Origin of the sequence: Aliinostoc sp. HNIBRCY26 (assembly GCF_050235535.1) — a bacterium.
Lineage (GTDB): Bacteria > Cyanobacteriota > Cyanobacteriia > Cyanobacteriales > Nostocaceae > Trichormus.
Map to the genome: position 1 here is coordinate 697,697 of NZ_CP189852.1, position 18,787 is coordinate 716,483.

An 18,787-nucleotide genomic window follows, 5' to 3' on the forward strand; every position below is an offset into this window, starting at 1 on the left:
TTGGTATTATTTGTGTGTCGCTATATCGTCTATCTTTCGGCTTGTTAGGTAAAAAAGATGGCTGGGTAGGTATTTTTCAGAAGGCGTGAGTTTGAGTGCTGAGTTTTGAGTAACTTTACTGTTCAGCACTCTTGTTTACTATTTAATTGATTAGGCTAACACACGCTTTTGGTGTTAAGAATCAGATGATGAATCAAAGACTTTAACAGCCTGTGCAGGTATTACTTTTACAGGTGGTTTGTTGCTAAAAGTTAAACCATTTTCGCCTTTATCAATGTAAATGGTGTCACCAGCAATAAAGGTATTTTCTAATAACTTAGTAGCAATGGGGTTTTCAATTTCTCGCTGAATGGAGCGTTTTAGGGGACGCGCACCATAGACTGGATCATAACCGCGTTCGACTAAGAACTCACAAGCGGCTGGGGAGATGTCAAAGGAGATTTTTTGCTCTCGCAGGAGGTTTTCCACACGTTTAAGTTGAATGCGGATGATGTGCTGCATCTCTTGACGGCTGAGGGTGTGGAAAAGAATCTTTTCATCAACGCGGTTGAGGAATTCGGGGCGGAAGTGCGATCGCAAAGCATCCATGACTCTTTCTCGCATTATCTCATACTGGGAATCATCACCAGACACATCTAATATATATTCGCTACCGATGTTACTAGTCATGACAATCACAGTGTTACGGAAATCTACTGTTCTCCCCTGAGAATCAGTAATTCTTCCATCATCTAACACCTGTAATAAAATATTGAATACATCGGGATGGGCTTTCTCAACTTCATCCAAAAGTATGACTGAGTAAGGATGACGGCGAATGGCTTCTGATAGTTGTCCACCTTCTTCGTAGCCTACGTAACCTGGAGGTGCGCCAACTAAGCGAGAAACTGAATGTTTTTCCATGTACTCAGACATATCTAGACGCACTAAAGCATCATCAGAATCGAAGAGAAACTGAGCTAAGGCGCGGGCGAGTTCGGTTTTACCTACCCCAGTTGGCCCCATGAATAAAAACGAACCGATGGGGCGATTGGGTTCTTTCATTCCCGCACGGGCGCGACGAATGGCGGCGGAAACTGCTTCTACTGCTTCCTGTTGACCGATGACGCGTTGATGTAAATGGCTTTCTAATTGCAGTAATTTTTGCCTTTCTGATTCTAATAGGCGATTTACAGGGATACCCGTCCACTTGGCGACGATTTCGGCGATATCGGCTTCAGTGACTTGTTCGCGCAACAGGGTAGAACCTTGGCTTTGTAATTCTAACAGTTTCGCTTCTTTGGCTTCGCGATCGCGCTGTACTCCTTCTAATTTGCCGTACTTTAATTGAGCTGCTTTATTCAAATCATAGGCGCGTTCTGCTTGATCAATCTGTACGCGCAAGGCTTCTTCTTCTTTCTTTAAAGCACTGATGGCTTCTAATAGCTGCTTTTCACCTTGCCATTGATTATTTAAATCCTGCTGTTTTGCCGTTAAATTGGCAATTTCTGATTCAATTCGCTCTAGACGTTCTTTTGTTTGTGCTGGAACTTTCTCTTCCCCTGCTAGAGAGAGTTTTTCCATCTCTAGCTGCATCAGGCGGCGGTCAATGGTTTCTAAGTCTGAGGGTTTGGAGGTAATCTCCATTTTTAATTGAGCTGCGGCTTCATCTACTAAGTCAATGGCTTTATCTGGTAAAAAGCGGTCAGCAATGTAACGTGCTGATAAAGTTGCCGCCGCTACTAAAGCGGAGTCAGAGATTTTCACGTTGTGGTGGACTTCGTAGCGTTCTTTCAGACCCCGCAGAATCGATATGGTATTTTCTACACTGGGCTGGTCTACAAACACCTGTTGAAAGCGACGTTCTAGGGCTGCATCTTTCTCAATAAATTTACGGTATTCATCCAGGGTAGTCGCCCCAATACACCGCAATTCGCCCCGCGCCAACATGGGTTTCAGCAAGTTTCCCGCATCCATCGCCCCTTGTTGATTTGAGCCTGTACCGACGACGGTATGTAGTTCATCGATAAATAGAACAATTTGACCGTTAGATTCTGTGACTTCCCTGAGAACAGCCTTTAATCTATCCTCAAATTCACCCCGATATTTTGCCCCTGCTATTAAACTCCCGATATCTAGGGAGATGAGTTGACGATTTTTCAGAGATTCTGGGACATCACCATTAATTATGCGTTGTGCCAAAGCTTCTGCGATCGCTGTCTTACCCACCCCAGGTTCACCAATTAACACTGGGTTATTTTTACTACGGCGAGACAACACCTGAATCACCCGGCGAATCTCATCATCCCGCCCAATTACTGGGTCTAATCTTCCAGATTTTGCCTGTTCTGTTAAATCCCGACCGAATTTTTGCAGGGCTTCATAACGGGATTCGGGATTTTGATCTGTCACTTTTTGACTACCGCGAACTGCTTTAATACTGGATTCAATCTTAATACTATCTACGTTAAAACCTTTAAGTACGCGCCTACCGACACGTTCATCATCAGCCAAGGCTAACAGGATATGTTCTACAGAAATGTAGCCATCTTTCATATTCACCCTAATTTCCTCAGCGCGGTCAAGTAGAGTATCTAAACCGCGTCCGAGGTAAAGCTGATCACTTTTGCCCACTTTCGGTTGGCGTTGGGTAAAAGCTTCTAATTGTTGTTGTAAGCGGATAGGATCGACTTCTGCACGCGCCAAAATCCGCATCGCTAGACTTGTGGGATCTTCTAATAGTGCGAGAATTAAATGTTCAACATCTAGTTGTTGTTGTTGGTATGCACGAACTATATCCTGAGATTTAACAATTGCTTCCCAGACTTTATCAGTAAATTTATTAGGATCTGTAGGCTGCATCTTTACGATTTTGAGGTGTAACTTTAATATTTCGGAGTTTTAAGGTGAAAAAGTGCGTAATTAGGAAATAAGAGTTTATAAGTTAGGATTTTTAAGCAGCATTTTTGCCAATTTCTACTCCCCAATCAGTAATTCCTATATTTTCAGTGTTTATCCGCGCATTTTAGTTTGTGGCAGCCAGGGATGTAGCAACTAAATTATAGTTTGACCCACTACCTATATCCCTAATTTAAAACGAAAACACCATCATGAGGTGACTTTGCCTGATGGTATTTGAGAAAATATTCAGTTTGGGGGACTGGGGATTGGGGATTGGGGACTGGGGATTGGGGACTGGGTAGACAAGGTAGGTAAGGGGGACAAGGTAGATTTTATTTTTATGCCCGATGTCCGATGCCCCATGCCCCATGCCCCATGCACAAATTACTGAGTTACCAGTTGTTCTGATGATTCTTGTGTTTGTGCTGTGTTTTGAGTTTTGACTTGAATTAGCTCGATTTTGTAACCGTTGGGATCTTCGACAAAGGCGATGACGGTGGAACCATGCTTCATTGGCCCTGGTTCTCTCACTACTTTACCGCCACGATTTTTAATTTCTTCGCAGGTAGAGTAAATATCATCGACACCAATAGCGATGTGTCCGTAAGCATTTCCTAGTTCGTATTTGTCTACACCCCAGTTATAGGTGAGTTCTATCACTGTGTTATCGCTTTCGTCGCCGTAGCCGATAAATGCCAGAGTAAATTCCCCACTGGGATAATCTTTTTGCCGCAATAACTTCATCCCCAAAACATCACAGTAAAATTTTAAAGATTCTTCTAGGTTGCCCACCCGCAACATTGTATGAAGTAAACGCATAATTACCTTTGGTATTGGCTCTGTAAAATATTGATTTCTGCCAACATTGTACAGATTGATTGGGGATTGGGGACTGGGGATTGGGGATTGGGGATTGGGGACTGGGGATTGGGGATTGGGGACTGGGGATTGGGGATTGGGGATTGGGCATAAGAATAAAATCTACCTTGTCCCCCTGCCTCTTCCCCCTGCCTCTTCAAAATGGGTTAATGGAAAGCGATTTGACTCTTTTTGCACCTTTTGGTGGGATAAATCGAAAGGTGTTGCCGTTAATGGTGGGATTTGGTGTTCTGGTCAGGATGTTTTCTGTGAGGTTAATATCTAAATCTTTTGATTTACCTACGAGTTGGATTTGGTTGATGTTAGCTGTCTGAGGATTAACGAAGGCACTCAAAACAAATCCTTCGCCGGGTTGTTTGTAATCGTATACGTAAAATTCCTTACCATCAACTACGCGCCTACTACCTGTAAGGTTTCTTCCATCTGCGTTCAGATATGTCAAAACGTTTTTCTCGGATAAATGCCCGGCAGCTACTACAGTTTTTCTATCTGACTCTGGAAATTCTAGGGAAGCAAAGGAGGAAATCCCAATTAAAACCCAATCTCCGGAATCTTTAAAGTCTGAATAGGACATGACAGCGTATTGCTGCAAATCAGCACGGTAAATACAAACTTGTTTACCATCAGAAACTATTAAATTTCCTGTTTTGGGTGGTTTGCCTGGTGTTGTGTAAGCGATTTCTGCGCGGAACTTGCGCCATGATTGACTGATGATTTTACTTTGGAGATAAATTGTAGCCTCGCCACCTTGACTACCGACTGTAAATTTAGTTTGAGAATTAGTTTGAAAGCGATCGCTTTGCCAAAAAGCTGACATGGTTTTCGCCAGCAAATTTAAATCTAATGGTTCTGTAGCTTGGCTAATATTGGTTGTAGGCGTTGCAGATTGACTAGTTACAGGTAATTGGACAGCTTGAGCAGTTCCCCCTAGTATGGTCAATAAACCCAAACAGGCGATCGCTTTCAATCTCAATTTCATAAGTATTCCTCACTTCTACTGTGACAAATTATTCTTCCCTAATTTTTCCTCATCACTTAAGGCAGAACTTACGCAACAGATTGATCAGATAATTTTCCCAATGCCCAATTCCCAATACCCATGCCCTATTGACTATTGACCAAAAAATAATCCAAAATCCAAAGTCCGCCTATTCGATATTGATTTATCCAATCTCTGGAAATCTTCATTTAATCTCAGCCGATAGTTCATATCAACGCGTATGCTAGCGATGGGGTTGAGCTAATAGAGTGTGTGCAATCAACGGTAAGAAGGAGCAAAACTAATGAGTAACATTGTAGATACTGCGATCGAGGCAATTGTTGCCCGTGAAATTCTTGATTCACGCGGTAGACCCACAATCGAAGCTGAAGTACATCTGTTAAGTGGTGCTGTGGGACTAGCACAAGTTCCTAGCGGTGCTTCTACAGGTACTTTTGAAGCCCACGAACTACGGGATAAGGATAAAAGCCGTTACGGTGGTAAAGGGGTACTCAAAGCAGTACACAATGTCAATGAAATCCTATCTCAAGAATTGATTGGCTTGGATGCCCTCGACCAAGAATTAATAGACCGGACAATGATTGCTCAGGACGGTTCAGCCAATAAATCTAATTTAGGGGCAAACGCTATTTTGGCGGTTTCCCTCGCCACTGCTAAAGCTGGGGCGGAATCTTTGGGAATCCCACTATATCGTTATTTGGGTAGTCCTTTATCCAATTTGCTACCTGTACCTTTGATGAATGTCATTAACGGTGGGGCGCACGCTGCAAATAATGTAGACTTCCAAGAGTTTATGATTGTCCCCATTGGTGCTACTTCCTTTAAGGAAGCTTTGCGTTGGGGTGCGGAGGTATTTGCTACCCTCAGCGAAGTTCTGCACGACAAGGGTTTGCTGACTGGTGTCGGTGATGAAGGTGGTTTTGCACCCAACCTAGAATCCAATCAAGTAGCTTTGGAATTGTTGGTGGCTGCAATTGAAAAAGCTGGTTACAAGCCTGGTTCACAAGTGGCTTTGGCTTTGGATGTAGCTGCTAGCGAATTTTACAAAGATGGTCAGTATGTTTACGATGGTAAGCCCCACGCGCCTACTGAATTTATTGATTATTTAGCCCAATTAGTTGACCAATATCCCATCGTCTCCATTGAAGATGGTTTACATGAAGAAGACTGGAAACATTGGCAACTACTCACCCAGAAAATTGGTTCTAAGGTGCAGTTAGTCGGGGATGACTTGTTTGTAACCAACGCTACTCGGTTACAAACAGGTATCCAAGAAAAAGCCGGGAATGCCATTTTGATTAAACTCAATCAAATCGGTTCTTTGACTGAGACTTTGGAAACCATTGACTTAGGGACTCGGAACGGTTTCCGGTCAGTAATTAGCCATCGTTCCGGTGAAACCGAAGATACCACAATTGCTGATTTAGCTGTTGCCACTCGCGCAGGTCAAATCAAAACCGGTTCACTCTGCCGTAGTGAAAGGGTAGCTAAATACAACCGCCTACTCCGCATTGAAGATGAACTAGGCGATCGCGCCGTTTATGCTGGGGCTGTTGGTTTGGGGCCGAAGTAGGGATTGGGGATTGGGGACTGGGGATTGGGGACTGGGGACTGGGGAATAGGAAGACAAGGGAGACAAGGGAGACAAGGGAGACAAGGGAGATTTATCTTCCAATGCCCGATGCCCAATGCCCAATGCCCCATACCCCATTCACGGATAAAACCCCAATTTGGGTAAACCCAATGTCTCATCCCAACCCATCATGATGTTGAGACACTGAATTGCTTGACCCGCCTGGCCTTTGATTAAGTTGTCAATAACTGACATAACAATCACTCGTCCAGTACGCGGGTCAACTTCTATACTTATGTAACAAATGTTGCTGCCGCTTGCCCACTTGGTTTGGGGATAAACGCCTGTTTCACAAATTTTTACCCAAGGGGAATTACGGTAAAAAGCTTTATAAATGGTAGTTAAGTCATCGCCCACCAGACCAGGATCGCGGAGTGTAGCGTATACTGTGGCTAACATTCCCCGCACCATCGGCACAAGGTGGGGGGTAAACTGTACTGTTACTTCATGTCCTGCTAGTTCGCTACAAATTTGCTCAATTTCTGGAGTGTGACGGTGACGAGCAACACTATAGGCAGATAGCGAATTATCGGCTTCTGCTAACAATAGGTGTGTTTTGGCTTCCCGACCTGCACTTGATGCGCCGGATTTAGCATCAATAATCGCAGTTTCAGGAACAATTAAGCCTTGTTTAAATAGGGGCAGAAGTGCTAAAAGGCTAGCTGTGGGGTAAGCACCAGGACACCCAACAAGCTGGGCATCGGCAATGCGATCGCGATAAAGTTCTGGTAAACCATACACGGCATTATTTGCTGTATGATGGTCGCTGCGATCGTTACCATACCAACTGGTATAGGTTGCCAAGTTCTTGAATCGATAATCTGCACTCAAATCCAGAACTTTACACCCTTTCTCTATTAATGCTGGTGTCAACTGGCAAGCTAAACCATTTGGTAGTGCAAGAAATATTACCTCACAGCGTCGGGCAATGACTTCTGGATCTATTGCCTCCAGGGGCAATTTCACCATATTAGTTAGATGGGGGTAAACAGACGTAAAAGCTTTACCTGTACTATTTTCTTCACCTAAATAAACTAGTTCTACCTCTGGATGCTCCATTAGTAACCGTACTAGTTGTACTCCGCCATAACCTGACGCGCCAACAATGCCAACGGGTACGCGTCTGAAATTACCCATGATCTCAAATCCTTAATTCGCTTTTGGTTAATCTGTCGTTATCAATGAACTACTAGCTACCAGAGGCGAACCTGACAAAATACCACATAAAACAAGTACATAAGCAATTTAAAATCCCCTCCGGGAAGGTGAGCCGAAAAAATTCCCAATTAACAGACTAAACGTTAGTAATACGTCGTCAGCTTCTACACTTTTACCCAAAACAAAAATTTTTCCTATGTCAACGAAACATTGCTAGTTTATATCTCTGCTGCATAAAGGAGCTACAATCTACAATAAGAAATTATTAAAAAAAATTTACTATTACAAGTTAACACTGTGTACAACTTCATCTCGAATCTCACTCCTGATTTATTCCCCACCTCAAGCAACGGGAAGCAGGCAGAAGACCTAAGTATCTACAAATTAATATCTGTCTCTACACCCTAAATAAATGGCTATCTCCAGCCAAATGTGACAAATCTAGACTAACTTCCTCATCCTAGTTCCTACTCTTTATTTATGTTTGATTCTATTGATGCTGCCTTGACAGACCTCAAGGCTGGCCGCGCCATTGTCGTGGTAGATGATGAAAATCGAGAAAATGAAGGCGATTTAATTTGTGCAGCCCAATTTGCCACCCCTGACATGATTAATTTTATGGCGGTGGAAGCCAGAGGGTTAATTTGCTTGGCGATGACAGGCGATCGCCTCGATGAACTGGATTTGCCATTAATGGTGACAAACATCACAGACCCTAACCAAACGGCTTTTACGGTCAGTATCGATGCCAGTCCCCATTTAGGTGTATCTACTGGTATTTCTGCCGACGACCGCGCCCGTACCATCCAGGTGACTCTGAATCCAGCTACCAAACCTTCAGATTTACGTCGTCCTGGGCATATTTTCCCCTTAAGGGCGAGGGCTGGCGGTGTCCTCAAGCGTGCTGGACATACGGAGGCGGCTGTGGATTTATCGCGATTAGCCGGACTCTACCCAGCCGGGGTAATTTGCGAAATTCAAAACCCCGATGGTTCAATGGCTAGGTTACAGCAGTTAATCGAGTACGCCAAACACCATAACCTGAAAATTATTAGCATTGCCGACTTAATTAGTTATCGCCTCAAACACGATCGCTTGGTATACCGCGAAGTGGTAACTCGTCTACCTAGTCAATTCGGTCAGTTTGATATTTACGCCTATCGCCACACTTTGGATAACACAGAACACGTTGCCATTGTCAAAGGCGATCCCGCTAACTTTCAAGATGAGCCTGTCATGGTGCGGATGCACTCCGAATGTCTCACAGGTGACGCGTTAGGTTCTTTGCGTTGTGATTGTCGAATGCAGTTGCAAGCTGCACTGAACATGATTGAAAAAGCAGGTCAAGGTGTGGTGGTTTACCTGCGCCAAGAAGGACGCGGAATTGGCTTGATTAACAAGCTCAAAGCCTACTCCTTACAGGATATGGGACTGGATACCGTCGAAGCAAATGAGCGTTTAGGATTCCCCGCCGATTTGCGTGACTACGGAATGGGGGCGCAAATGCTGATGGATTTGGGTGTGAAAAAGATTCGCCTGATTACCAATAATCCCCGGAAGATTGCTGGGGTGAAAGGTTATGGCTTAGAAGTTGTAGATCGCGTGCCATTGTTAATTGAAAGCAACGATTACAATTCTTATTACCTAGCGACTAAGGCGAAAAAACTGGGTCATATGCTGTTACAGACCTATTTGGTGACAGTAGCAATTCACTGGCAAGATGACCCGCAATTAGTAACAAAACGCTACGAACGTCTAGAGAAATTACGGCATTTAGTCAGAAGCTATGATTTATTGTTGCAGGAAGAAGCCCGTCCGTTAGCGATCGCATTATTTGATGAACCATCGTTAACAGTACATTTGGGTTTCGACCAACCAACCGTCGCCACTGGTGATTGGTACGAACAAGCTGGTCATCCCTATCTACAAGCCATTTTGCAAATTCTGGATAACTTAGCCGCCATACCTTATATTCAAAAACTAGAATTTTTGATTTCTAGTGGTAGTGATCCCTTAACTAACTTGCAAGTCCAGCTAGATAGACAAGCAATACCAGATGGGGAGTTACCATCTACAGTGGGCGATCGCTTGGAGACACAGAAAATTTATAGTTTTACTAAGACAATAAGCGAATAGGGTAATCAAAAGGTAAAAGGCAAAAGGCAAAAGGTAAAAGGCAAAAGGTAAAAACTCTTTTCTTTCTACTGACTTGCCTTTTAATTAACATATAAATAACCGCGATCGCACTTCAGCACTTTATAGGTGAAAAGCTATGTCAGAAACTACCCTAGCTGCACCAGATATTCAACTCCCACCCACTCAACTAGAATTACCTTATGATGACGGTGTACCAATGGAAAGCGCGCGCCACAAAGCCCAAATGGACTTGTTAATTGATGCTTTAATCCCTTGGTTAGAACAACGGGAAGACGGGTTTGTTGGCGGTAATATGTTTGTTTATTACAGTCTGGCGCAGGTACGCAACAAAGATTTTAAAGGGCCAGATTTTTTTATTGCGTTGGGAGTTCCCAAGGGAGAACGACGCAGTTGGGTAGTTTGGGAAGAAGGGAAAGCACCGGATGTGGTGATTGAGTTACTGTCAGCCAGCACAGCCTCAACAGATAAAAATGAGAAAATGCTGATTTATCAAAATCAAATGCGTGTATCGGAATATTTCTGGTATGACCCGTTTAATGCTGATGATTTAGCGGGGTTTTCCTTACAAAAAGGTGTTTACCTGCCCATTGCCAAAAATAATCAAAATCAGTTGGTGAGTCAATCTTTACAGTTAGGATTACAATTTTGGCAAGGAAATTATAAAGGAATTGAAGCAACTTGGTTACGTTGGGCAAACTTGCAAGGCGAGTTACTCCCAACCCCTGAAGAAAAAGAACGTCAACGTGCAGAACAGGAACGCCAACGTGCAGACAATGCTCAATCACAGTTACGACAAACTGCACGTAACTTAATAGAAACGGGAATGACACTAGAACAGGTAGTTAAGTTGACAGGCTTATCTGCATCGGAAATAGAACAAGAGTAAATTACGTAGGGTTATCACTAGTTTGATTCGTTGTCCGATAAACTGGACTTACTTGACGATAGGTATCTAGTAAAGTCATAAACTTATCAAAGTCAAAGCTTAAGGGGTCAACTCGTTGTCCTGAACGGTCTACGCCTTTGTGGGTGGTAATGCGATCGCCTGGAACTTGACTTTGAGCTATTAACCAAGCTAAAGCATGATATTGTGCATCTGTGTAACCACTGTGAGCTTTTAAAAAATTATTTCCGCGTCCGTCTGGGGGTGTTTCTAAGGAAACATGGTAGGCAAAATTATTGACGGAGGGGGGTAAATTGGCGTTAGTTTGCACAGTCTCTTCCCCATCTGCACCCACAAACACGGAGTTACCTGCACCAAAAGCCCGATATTCAGGCGGTACAAGATAAATCACAGTCCCATCCAAGGCGACGATCGCATGATAACTCGCCTGCACGTTTTCATCTTCATGGGGTGTTTGGAAGAAATTCACCGCACTAGATGCACTATTACTCGTTTCATGAATGACGATAATCGGTTGATTGTTGACTGGTAAGCCATTGATATCTGTAGTGTATCTTACGCCGTAGTTACTAGGATCTACAGATGCAACTAGATATCTGGGTTTGTATTTGGCAAAAGCGACTGTAGTTGCGTATTTAGATGGACTTTTTTGGGGTTTTGTAGGAGATTGGAGCAGATTTTGCGATTTTGCTACAGGTATGGGATTAGATTGTAACTTGGCTGGAGGGTATTGACTCCAGGCGATCGCATCCGGTGGTGATGCTGTGGTTTCAGTTTTGAGTTTTCTGGCTTCCCCAATTAATATAGTGACGCTCAAAGCTATTAACACTAGAGAAATTAATATCACCCTGGTTGCCCAGTCATTAAACCGCATTGTTTCTTATTATTAGTAGTTAATTAACAATTATCTCAGTGTTTTAATTTTAGTCAATTTCTCACTAAATATATAAATTTGTGGGACAAATACTTCTATATTATTGCTAGGATATTTTTCTCTCCGTATATTTATTTAAATGTAGTTACTGAAATTTGATAATCCAGCTTGAGGTATATGTTGGAGAGAAAACTTTCAGCAGATAGGAGGAAGAAAACTTTAATAGGTTTTACCGACAATCTTCACCCGTGATTTCAGATTTTAAACAATCCAGTACAGCATCTGCAATTTAAGTAAAATAAAACTATGCAATATGAAGTCAAGATTTTAGAACCGACGGATTTATGGTACTTGCAAAATAATATTAATAAAGAGACCAATAAATTCTATCATCCTACTAAAAATATTCCTTTTGTCCAGCAAGTTGAAATCAGACTGGAAAATTCTGGGGTGGTAATTCAAAAAGGTGCTTTACACAGATGCGTTGGTAAACTCACACATGGTGTGTACAAGACTGATAATCGTTTGAGAGATGTTTGGGTGTCTTTAATGACGGAGGTTGATTACAATGCTCCTGTCTATAAAGGTAGTGGTAATGTATACCTTGAACCTAGAGGTAAAGGTCAATTCTTGCATTACACAGCAATTGATATATCAGAACAAGAACAGTGGGAATTTGATGACGGTATATTCCAATTTTGTTCTGATAACGTGATTTTAGGAACTAAAAAATTAAAGTTTCGCCAAATGGCTGGTTCTAGTGATGGGCGATGGAGAATTGCCATTAAAGCCTTAAATGGTCAGCACGCTAGAGTCGTCACAGGAACAAGTGCAATTACTAAGATTATTGAGATTCATAGAGGCGAAACTGTGATTGCTGACTATGATTTCGTTAAAGGATTTACTAGTGGAATTCAAGAAGACTATCGTAAGTTAGGACATTTTGGTAAAGGTGGCGGTGAAGGTTATGTTTGGGTTTATGAAGGTGAAGGGAGATTATTAGTGTCTGAAAACGACGGTATGGGACTTGGCTAAATTATTTAGGGGTATTGGAAAATTATTCTGCTGTGACTTTCAGTAAACTCAAATCTCACCTAACCCAATACAGTTCAGTTAAGGTGGTGAGAGTTGATTTCTCAATTTTTGCTTGCTCTACCTATTAGACAATGAGCAAGATTTGGGGGATTCTCCCCCAAGCCCCCGATTGGGGGACGGTTGCGTCCCCCAAACCCCCTCCAAAATCATTTTTTCGTTTTTTGTTGAGTGATCATTTGCTGGTTTTGTTGAAATTTATTTTTCTTATCTGAACCGTATTGTCACCTAACCCACCCTGATAAGTGTGGGTTTTTGACGTTGTGTTCCAAAAACCTTGGTTTTGGGGTAATCCTGTTCATTTAAGGCTAAAATCTGGGGTTTGCAAAGTAAGGAAAAGTCCTCGTCTAAGGACTAAAGTCCTTACTACAAACTATTTTCTTAACTGAACTGTATTGGGTTTTGGGCTGTAATACCAATTCAAATGAGGGGAAAGTAGTATTTCCATCTCCTGTGAAAAGTCAGAATCATTCCAGATACTTGACTTTCTGAGAATATATGTCAAGCTAATATTTAGAATATCTAAATATACCGCAGAAGTGGATTCTACTTGTGACAAAACTAACAGGAAGAATAGACGATTGGTCTGCAATATCAGCTAAACCTGCCAATCAAGTCATTTTAGCCACCCAAGAACTGACACGCCGCTTTGCTCAATTTACGGCTGTTGACACCCTAAATATTTCTGTAACCTCTGGAGAAGTTTTTGGCTTGTTGGGGCCAAATGGTGCGGGCAAAAGTACAGTCATTAAAATGTTGACGACTTTATTACCACCGAGTGCAGGACGCGCTACCCTGGCGGGGTACGATGTCAGTCAACAACCGAATGAAGTTAGAAGAGTAATTGGTTACGTACCACAAGCATTATCAGCTGATGGTAGTCTCACAGCTTATGAGAATCTGTTGATATTTGCCAAACTGTATGACATTCCCGCCCAGCGAAGACGACAGCGCATTCACGAAGTTTTAGAATTCATGGATTTACAAGAAGCAGCCCATCGCTTAGTGAGAAACTATTCTGGCGGGATGATTCGCAAATTAGAAATAGCCCAAGCCATATTACATCGACCGCCAATTTTGTTTTTAGATGAGCCAACAGTCGGACTAGATCCTGTGGCGCGCACTCAAGTTTGGGAATTAGTCGAACAACTACGCACTGACTACGGTACAACCATATTTTTAACTACTCACTTTCTCGAAGAAGCTGACAGTTTATGTCATCGCGTCGTCATTATGAACCGGGGTAAAGAGATTGTTACTGGTTCACCCACAGAATTAAAAGCCGCCATCGGTAAACCAGACGCAACTTTAGATGATGTGTTTATTCACTACGCAGGTAATCAATTAGTATCAGGAGTGAGCTACCGTGAAATCGCCAGAACCAGACGTAATAGCCAGAGATTGGGCTAAAACAAGACTTACTCACCCCAAAAATCTGTTTGTGACTATCAACAGGCTATTTAGTAAAACCTTGGTAGTGACAGAACTGGAAGTCCGGAAACTCAGACATGATCCTAGTGATTTAGTCATTCGGGCTGTACAGCCTGCTTTGTGGCTACTGATTTTTGGGCAGGTATTCAATCGTACTCGTGTCATTCCCACCGGTAATCTACCCTACCTAGAATTCATCACACCAGGAATTCTGGCACAGAGCGTGCTTTTTGTAGCTATTTTTACAGGAGGTATGACGCTGATTTGGGAACGGGATTTAGGGATTTTGCAGAAACTCTTGGCTAGCCCCATACCACGTGCAGCAATGGTTTTAGGTAAAGCGATCGCTGCTAGTATACGCTGCTTGTCACAGGTGATTTTCATTTATGGGTTAGCTGTATTACTGGGTGTACAACTAAATCTGCATCCCCTAGCTTTTATCAAAGTATTGTTGATTGTATTTTTAGGAGCTGCAAGCTTCTGTGTATTTTCACTGATTATTGGTTGTTTAGTGAAAACTAGGGAAAGATTTACAGGGATTGGGCAGTTATTAACCATGCCATTGTTTTTCGCCAGTAACGCCATTTATCCTGTATCACTTATGCCCAATTGGTTAAAATTCATCTCCCACATTAATCCTTTGACTTATGAGGTTGATGCTTTACGCGATACGATGCTAGTCCACGGCTCAAGTCTTTACGGTTTTGGTACAGACTTTACTATCCTCTTATTTACATTAATTACCTTAACTATCATCTGCGCCAAACTTTATCCACGGGTAGCGATGTAGTTATACCAATTCAAAATTCAAAATAAGTATCTGTTTCATGATTTCAGTGAATTGGTGTTACGAACTCCACTGACATTTTTTGAATTTTGAATTTGAGCAAAGCGACTCGACTATTAACTATTGACTAATTTTGAATTCTGCCGATGTCTTCAAGCAAACGAAACCTTGTATCTAAGACTGATGTTGCATCACACGATCCTTTCGCAGCCTTGAGATTTCGAGATTATCGCCTGTTTACCATAGGACGTGTGCTGTTATTTACAGGCTCACAAATGCAGACAGTAGCCATTGGCTGGGAACTTTACGAACGCACTAATTCAGCAATGGTGTTAGGTGGGGTAGGATTGGCGCAAGTCTTACCGATGATTATCTTAACTTTGATTGCTGGAGACGTTGCCGATCGCCGCGATCGCAAGCACACTGTTTTATTAGCGGTAATTTTACTAGTGTTCTGTTCTTTGGCTTTAGGTGTTGTTTCTTATAGTCGAGGTGCGGTTTCCCTCGTTTACCTGTGCTTACTGTTAACTGGTGTGGCGCGGGCATTTTTAAAACCTGCCAGTGATGCTCTGATGTGGCAATTGCTACCAGTTAGTGCTTATACAAATGCTGCCACTTGGAATAGTAGTAGCTTCCAACTGGCGACAGTCATAGGGCCAGCCTTGGGAGGATTGGCGATCGCAGTTTGGAATAGTGCGACAGGAGTGTATATACTAGCTGCGATCGCTGGACTTTTGTGTTTTGTCCTCCTCTGGAAAATTAAACCCCAAAAGTCCACCTTTCACAAAGAACCGATATCACTACAAGCATTATCAGCCGGTGCTAAGTTTGTCTGGCAAAATCAGCTGATCTTAGCCGCCATCAGTCTAGATTTATTTGCAGTTTTATTCGGCGGTGCAACTGCACTACTACCCATCTTTGCTAAAGATATTTTGCGTGTCGGCCCTGTGGAATTGGGATATCTACAAGCTGCCCCATCAATCGGTGCGCTGTTTATGGCTTTAGTCTTAGCCCATGTACCCCCTCTACGCCAAGCCGGAAAAGTCCTACTTTGGTCAGTAGTAGGTTTTGGAGTTGTCACCATTATCTTTGGGTTATCTCGGTGGTTCTGGCTATCACTGTTAATGCTGGTATTGAGTGGCGCGCTAGATAGCATTAGTGTAGTGATTCGCCATACCTTAGTACAGATTCGCACCCCCGAACATTTACGGGGTCGGGTTGCAGCAATTAATAGTGTATTTATCAGTGCTTCTAATGAGTTAGGCGGCTTTGAGTCAGGTTTAGTAGCCGCCTTATTCGGTACAGTGGCTTCTGTTGTGGGCGGTGGAATTGGTACGATTTTAGTAGTGATTGCGACAGCTATGATTTGGCCAGAAATTCGCCAGTTGAAAACATTAGAAGATTACAAAGAGTAGAGGGTGTGAGGGTGTGAGGGTGTAGGGGTGTGCTGACAGGTGTAGGGGTGTGGGGGAAAAACTAATTGCAAACTACTCTTTATTAAATTTCACAAGCAAATTTACCCAGATTTTTTCGCAAAATCTGGGTATTTCATAGTCGCTTAGTGATAAAAAATTATTTGGTCACGATTCTCTTGCGCTTGATGAGTGTACCTAAACCGCTAGCTAGGAGCGCACCCATAATTACAGAAGGTTCAGGAACAGCCTCTACATTAGCGGCTATTACCTTGAAATCCGGCCCGTTGTCGTTAGGAACACCAGCAATTAACCCATTATTATTAGAGCTAGTTAATCGCAGTGTTCTTGTAACGATGCCATTCAAAGTAATACCGATAGAACCTATATTAAAAGGGCCATTATTCAGAATCGGCTGCACTACTGTACTGATGTTATAGTCAGCTTTGGTGTAATTTTGCCTCAAAATTTTGTAACTAGCGATGACTGCATTATTGTCATCCAAAGCTTCAACTAATAAATCGCTGTCACCTGCAACTGTACCACTGGGATTTCCACCACGCTCCCAAAAGAAAAATGTATTCACGGGATTGGCAAAGGAAACTTCAATGCTGGCTTTATCAGCATTTTCCCGCGTCACTAGAATACTATTGAGATTTAAGTTACCTAAACTGCTAACAATATCTTGATCTGTTGGGTTAGGTTTAGAAGGCCCTTCTGTAACTAGATTGTCATTAATTGTATTGGGGCCTCTTCCTGAATGCAGTACGCCAAATACACTGCCATCAGCTAGGGTGTAAGTATCGTTTTGTAGAATCTTGGCTTGGTTAACAACGTCAAAACTATTAATAGTCCGTCCGTTGAATTCCACTGAGTCTAGCCGGACATCTCTTGTGGGGTCATTTAGCAGATTACCAGCAGGATCAGGAGTGGCTGTGACGTTGGTTTTAAAAGAAAATGCAGTGAATGATGCTGCTTGAGCAGGTAATGTCATCATTAAAGAAACTGCACCTGTAGCGATCGCGATCGTTTTGACGAAGATAGTTTTCATTTCTATTGCAACTGATTAGACACAGACAGTTAGTAGATTTATGGACAAATATCCTAAATCGCTACTTTACCCGGAGTAATCCGAGAAGGGCAAACTGCAATACCCGCTATCCCGAAGCTAAAAGCCGCAGGGACTACCTTTCTTGTTATATTCAGACTGGCGTTAATATCTGCATGGATAAATCTTCCGTCTTCGCATTTGTACCAAGCCCTTTTGATTCTCTTGCCACTAAAACTATGTTTCACGCCTGATTGATAAACTGGGATTGGATCTAAATCCAAGAATGATGAAGCCGATGTATAGCTTTCTTCGTGAATCAAAACGGTCATACCAACTAATTCAGCTTTGTATCTCAACTGCTCGATAAACCGAGCATGAGGAATACTCACGAAGTTCTGATTAGTTGTTGTACCCAGATTAATTTCTTGTTTCCATTGGTCATTTTTACCAATCACCAATGTACCAATACCCGCACTAACTAAGTGATTAATAATCCATCGGCTGGCATTGTGCAGATAATTATCAATCCGGTTGTTACGCTTGCAAGTTAATGCTTGAATCCGGCGTGATGTTTTGGCGTTACCCTTGAGTCGAGATTGCAGGCTAGCTTTGGTTTTGTTGTATTGTTGGTTGATAGCTTTTAGTGGTCGTCCGTTAACAAGAACTGGTTTGAATCCGGGCTTGTTTGAAGTTAACGCCGCTAAATTATCTAATCCGATATCAATACCAGCTACCCAATCAAGATTTAATTGAAGTGGTGTTGCCTCTTGCAAATACACCACTTCAATTACATACTGACCACACTGGGGAATCAAGCGCACTTCCTGAACGTTGCTGGCTTTTGTGGGGAATGTAATTGCTGTTTGAGATAATTTGATTACTCCTTTTTTTAGTAACGGTTTTGAAATTGCGCCAAGTTCGTAAATTACCAGATTTCGCCCCTTGTTTTTCTCTTTGTACTTGGGCAATTGCGGACGACCTTTGAACTTTGACGGGTCTTGCTTGTAGGCTTTGTGTGCCTCAAAAAATGATTTCCAATTCCGGTGCAACACCCTCAATACTTGATTGCTTACCTTTCGTGGGTTAGCTGTGTATGACTCATGGTGTTTTACTAGATGGAATATGGCAGCATTATTGAGATATTTACCTTCAAAGATGAATGATTGCCTTACTAAGTAGTTGGCGTAGTTGTACAGATTTTTAGAACGCCATGCTAAATCATCTATTTCTTTGTAAAATTGGTGATTTGTTTTGACAATATGACGCTCTACTAATCTCATTCTTCTGCTCCATTGCGATGCAGTTCTGCTATTGGCTCATCTGTTTCCACGATCATCGTGCCAGTCGCTGGAATTTGATAACTCTTTAACTGACCCGCTTTCCACCAACGATGAGCCGTTTTGTAACTTACCCCTGCTTTTTTCGCATATTCCGATAATTTCATCTACCTATCTTACGCGAATTGGGTATAAGTGGGTATACTTTTAATGAATACTTACAACACCAAAAAATTTTGAGCGAATCTCTGA

The 18,787-nt window shown here is 42.4% G+C and carries 16 protein-coding genes; 7 read left to right on the forward strand and 9 right to left on the reverse strand.

Annotation, left to right across the window (positions count from 1 at the left end):
- Positions 1-174: 174 nt before the first annotated feature.
- The 4 genes from clpB to ACQFX9_RS02990 form a co-directional block, all read right to left on the reverse strand.
- Entirely contained in the window at positions 175-2,841 is a 2,667-nt protein-coding gene (clpB, locus tag ACQFX9_RS02975; protein WP_427160630.1) for an ATP-dependent chaperone ClpB, read from the reverse strand.
- 423 nt (positions 2,842-3,264) lie between these two features.
- Positions 3,265-3,699, reverse strand: a complete 435-nt coding sequence (gloA, locus tag ACQFX9_RS02980; RefSeq protein ID WP_427160631.1) for a lactoylglutathione lyase — start codon at positions 3,697-3,699, stop codon at positions 3,265-3,267.
- A 2-nt stretch (positions 3,700-3,701) separates the two neighbouring features.
- Entirely contained in the window at positions 3,702-3,899 is a 198-nt protein-coding gene (locus ACQFX9_RS02985; protein ID WP_427160632.1) for a hypothetical protein, read from the reverse strand.
- Positions 3,896-4,738 (reverse strand): LolA family protein, encoded by an 843-nt coding sequence (locus tag ACQFX9_RS02990; protein WP_427160633.1) that lies wholly within the window; start codon positions 4,736-4,738, stop codon positions 3,896-3,898. The genes ACQFX9_RS02985 and ACQFX9_RS02990 overlap by 4 nt, the downstream gene beginning before the upstream one ends.
- Before the next feature lie 304 nt (positions 4,739-5,042).
- Between ACQFX9_RS02990 and eno the strand changes: the two genes are divergently transcribed.
- Positions 5,043-6,332: a phosphopyruvate hydratase gene (gene eno, locus ACQFX9_RS02995; protein ID WP_427160634.1), complete on the forward strand. Its 1,290-nt coding sequence runs from the start codon at positions 5,043-5,045 to the stop codon at positions 6,330-6,332.
- A 138-nt stretch (positions 6,333-6,470) separates the two neighbouring features.
- Here eno and argC read toward each other — a convergent pair whose 3' ends face one another.
- Positions 6,471-7,529 (reverse strand): N-acetyl-gamma-glutamyl-phosphate reductase, encoded by a 1,059-nt coding sequence (gene argC / locus ACQFX9_RS03000; RefSeq protein ID WP_427160635.1) that lies wholly within the window; start codon positions 7,527-7,529, stop codon positions 6,471-6,473.
- 501 nt (positions 7,530-8,030) lie between these two features.
- On the opposite strand from argC, the gene ribBA reads away from it, so the two are divergent.
- Together ribBA and ACQFX9_RS03010 are read left to right on the forward strand one after the other, a co-directional pair.
- The gene (gene ribBA / locus ACQFX9_RS03005; RefSeq protein WP_427160636.1) at positions 8,031-9,686 is read left to right on the forward strand and encodes a bifunctional 3,4-dihydroxy-2-butanone-4-phosphate synthase/GTP cyclohydrolase II; all 1,656 of its coding nucleotides are present in this window, start codon (positions 8,031-8,033) and stop codon (positions 9,684-9,686) included.
- A gap of 136 nt (positions 9,687-9,822) precedes the next feature.
- Positions 9,823-10,593 (forward strand): Uma2 family endonuclease, encoded by a 771-nt coding sequence (locus ACQFX9_RS03010; RefSeq protein WP_427160637.1) that lies wholly within the window; start codon positions 9,823-9,825, stop codon positions 10,591-10,593.
- 1 nt (position 10,594) lies between these two features.
- Here ACQFX9_RS03010 and ACQFX9_RS03015 read toward each other — a convergent pair whose 3' ends face one another.
- Positions 10,595-11,485: a peptidoglycan recognition protein family protein gene (locus ACQFX9_RS03015; protein WP_427160638.1), complete on the reverse strand. Its 891-nt coding sequence runs from the start codon at positions 11,483-11,485 to the stop codon at positions 10,595-10,597.
- A 306-nt stretch (positions 11,486-11,791) separates the two neighbouring features.
- On the opposite strand from ACQFX9_RS03015, the gene ACQFX9_RS03020 reads away from it, so the two are divergent.
- The 4 genes from ACQFX9_RS03020 to ACQFX9_RS03035 all read left to right on the forward strand — a co-directional run bounded on the left by ACQFX9_RS03020 (position 11,792) and on the right by ACQFX9_RS03035 (position 16,210).
- A complete protein-coding gene (locus ACQFX9_RS03020; RefSeq protein WP_427160639.1) occupies positions 11,792-12,520 on the forward strand; it encodes an AIM24 family protein in 729 nt (242 codons plus the stop codon).
- A gap of 609 nt (positions 12,521-13,129) precedes the next feature.
- Positions 13,130-13,987, forward strand: coding sequence for an ATP-binding cassette domain-containing protein (locus ACQFX9_RS03025; RefSeq protein ID WP_427160640.1), 858 nt, complete (start codon positions 13,130-13,132; stop codon positions 13,985-13,987).
- Positions 13,944-14,798, forward strand: a complete 855-nt coding sequence (locus tag ACQFX9_RS03030; RefSeq protein ID WP_427160641.1) for an ABC transporter permease — start codon at positions 13,944-13,946, stop codon at positions 14,796-14,798. Before ACQFX9_RS03025 ends, ACQFX9_RS03030 begins: the two co-directional genes overlap by 44 nt.
- 143 nt (positions 14,799-14,941) lie before the next feature.
- Positions 14,942-16,210, forward strand: coding sequence for an MFS transporter (locus tag ACQFX9_RS03035; RefSeq protein WP_427160642.1), 1,269 nt, complete (start codon positions 14,942-14,944; stop codon positions 16,208-16,210).
- 157 nt (positions 16,211-16,367) lie between these two features.
- Here the strand turns inward: ACQFX9_RS03035 and ACQFX9_RS03040 are convergent, their stop codons facing one another.
- Genes ACQFX9_RS03040 through ACQFX9_RS03050 form a run of 3 tightly spaced genes read right to left on the reverse strand, consistent with a single transcriptional unit; the run spans position 16,368 to position 18,702 of the window.
- Positions 16,368-17,258: an exosortase-dependent surface protein XDP2 gene (locus ACQFX9_RS03040; protein ID WP_427160643.1), complete on the reverse strand. Its 891-nt coding sequence runs from the start codon at positions 17,256-17,258 to the stop codon at positions 16,368-16,370.
- Positions 17,259-17,311: 53 nt separating this feature from the next.
- Positions 17,312-18,538: an RNA-guided endonuclease InsQ/TnpB family protein gene (locus tag ACQFX9_RS03045; RefSeq protein WP_427160644.1), complete on the reverse strand. Its 1,227-nt coding sequence runs from the start codon at positions 18,536-18,538 to the stop codon at positions 17,312-17,314.
- On the reverse strand, positions 18,535-18,702 hold the full coding sequence (locus tag ACQFX9_RS03050) for a hypothetical protein (protein WP_427160645.1): 168 nt from the start codon (positions 18,700-18,702) through the stop codon (positions 18,535-18,537). Before ACQFX9_RS03050 ends, ACQFX9_RS03045 begins: the two co-directional genes overlap by 4 nt.
- Positions 18,703-18,787 lie beyond the last annotated feature (85 nt).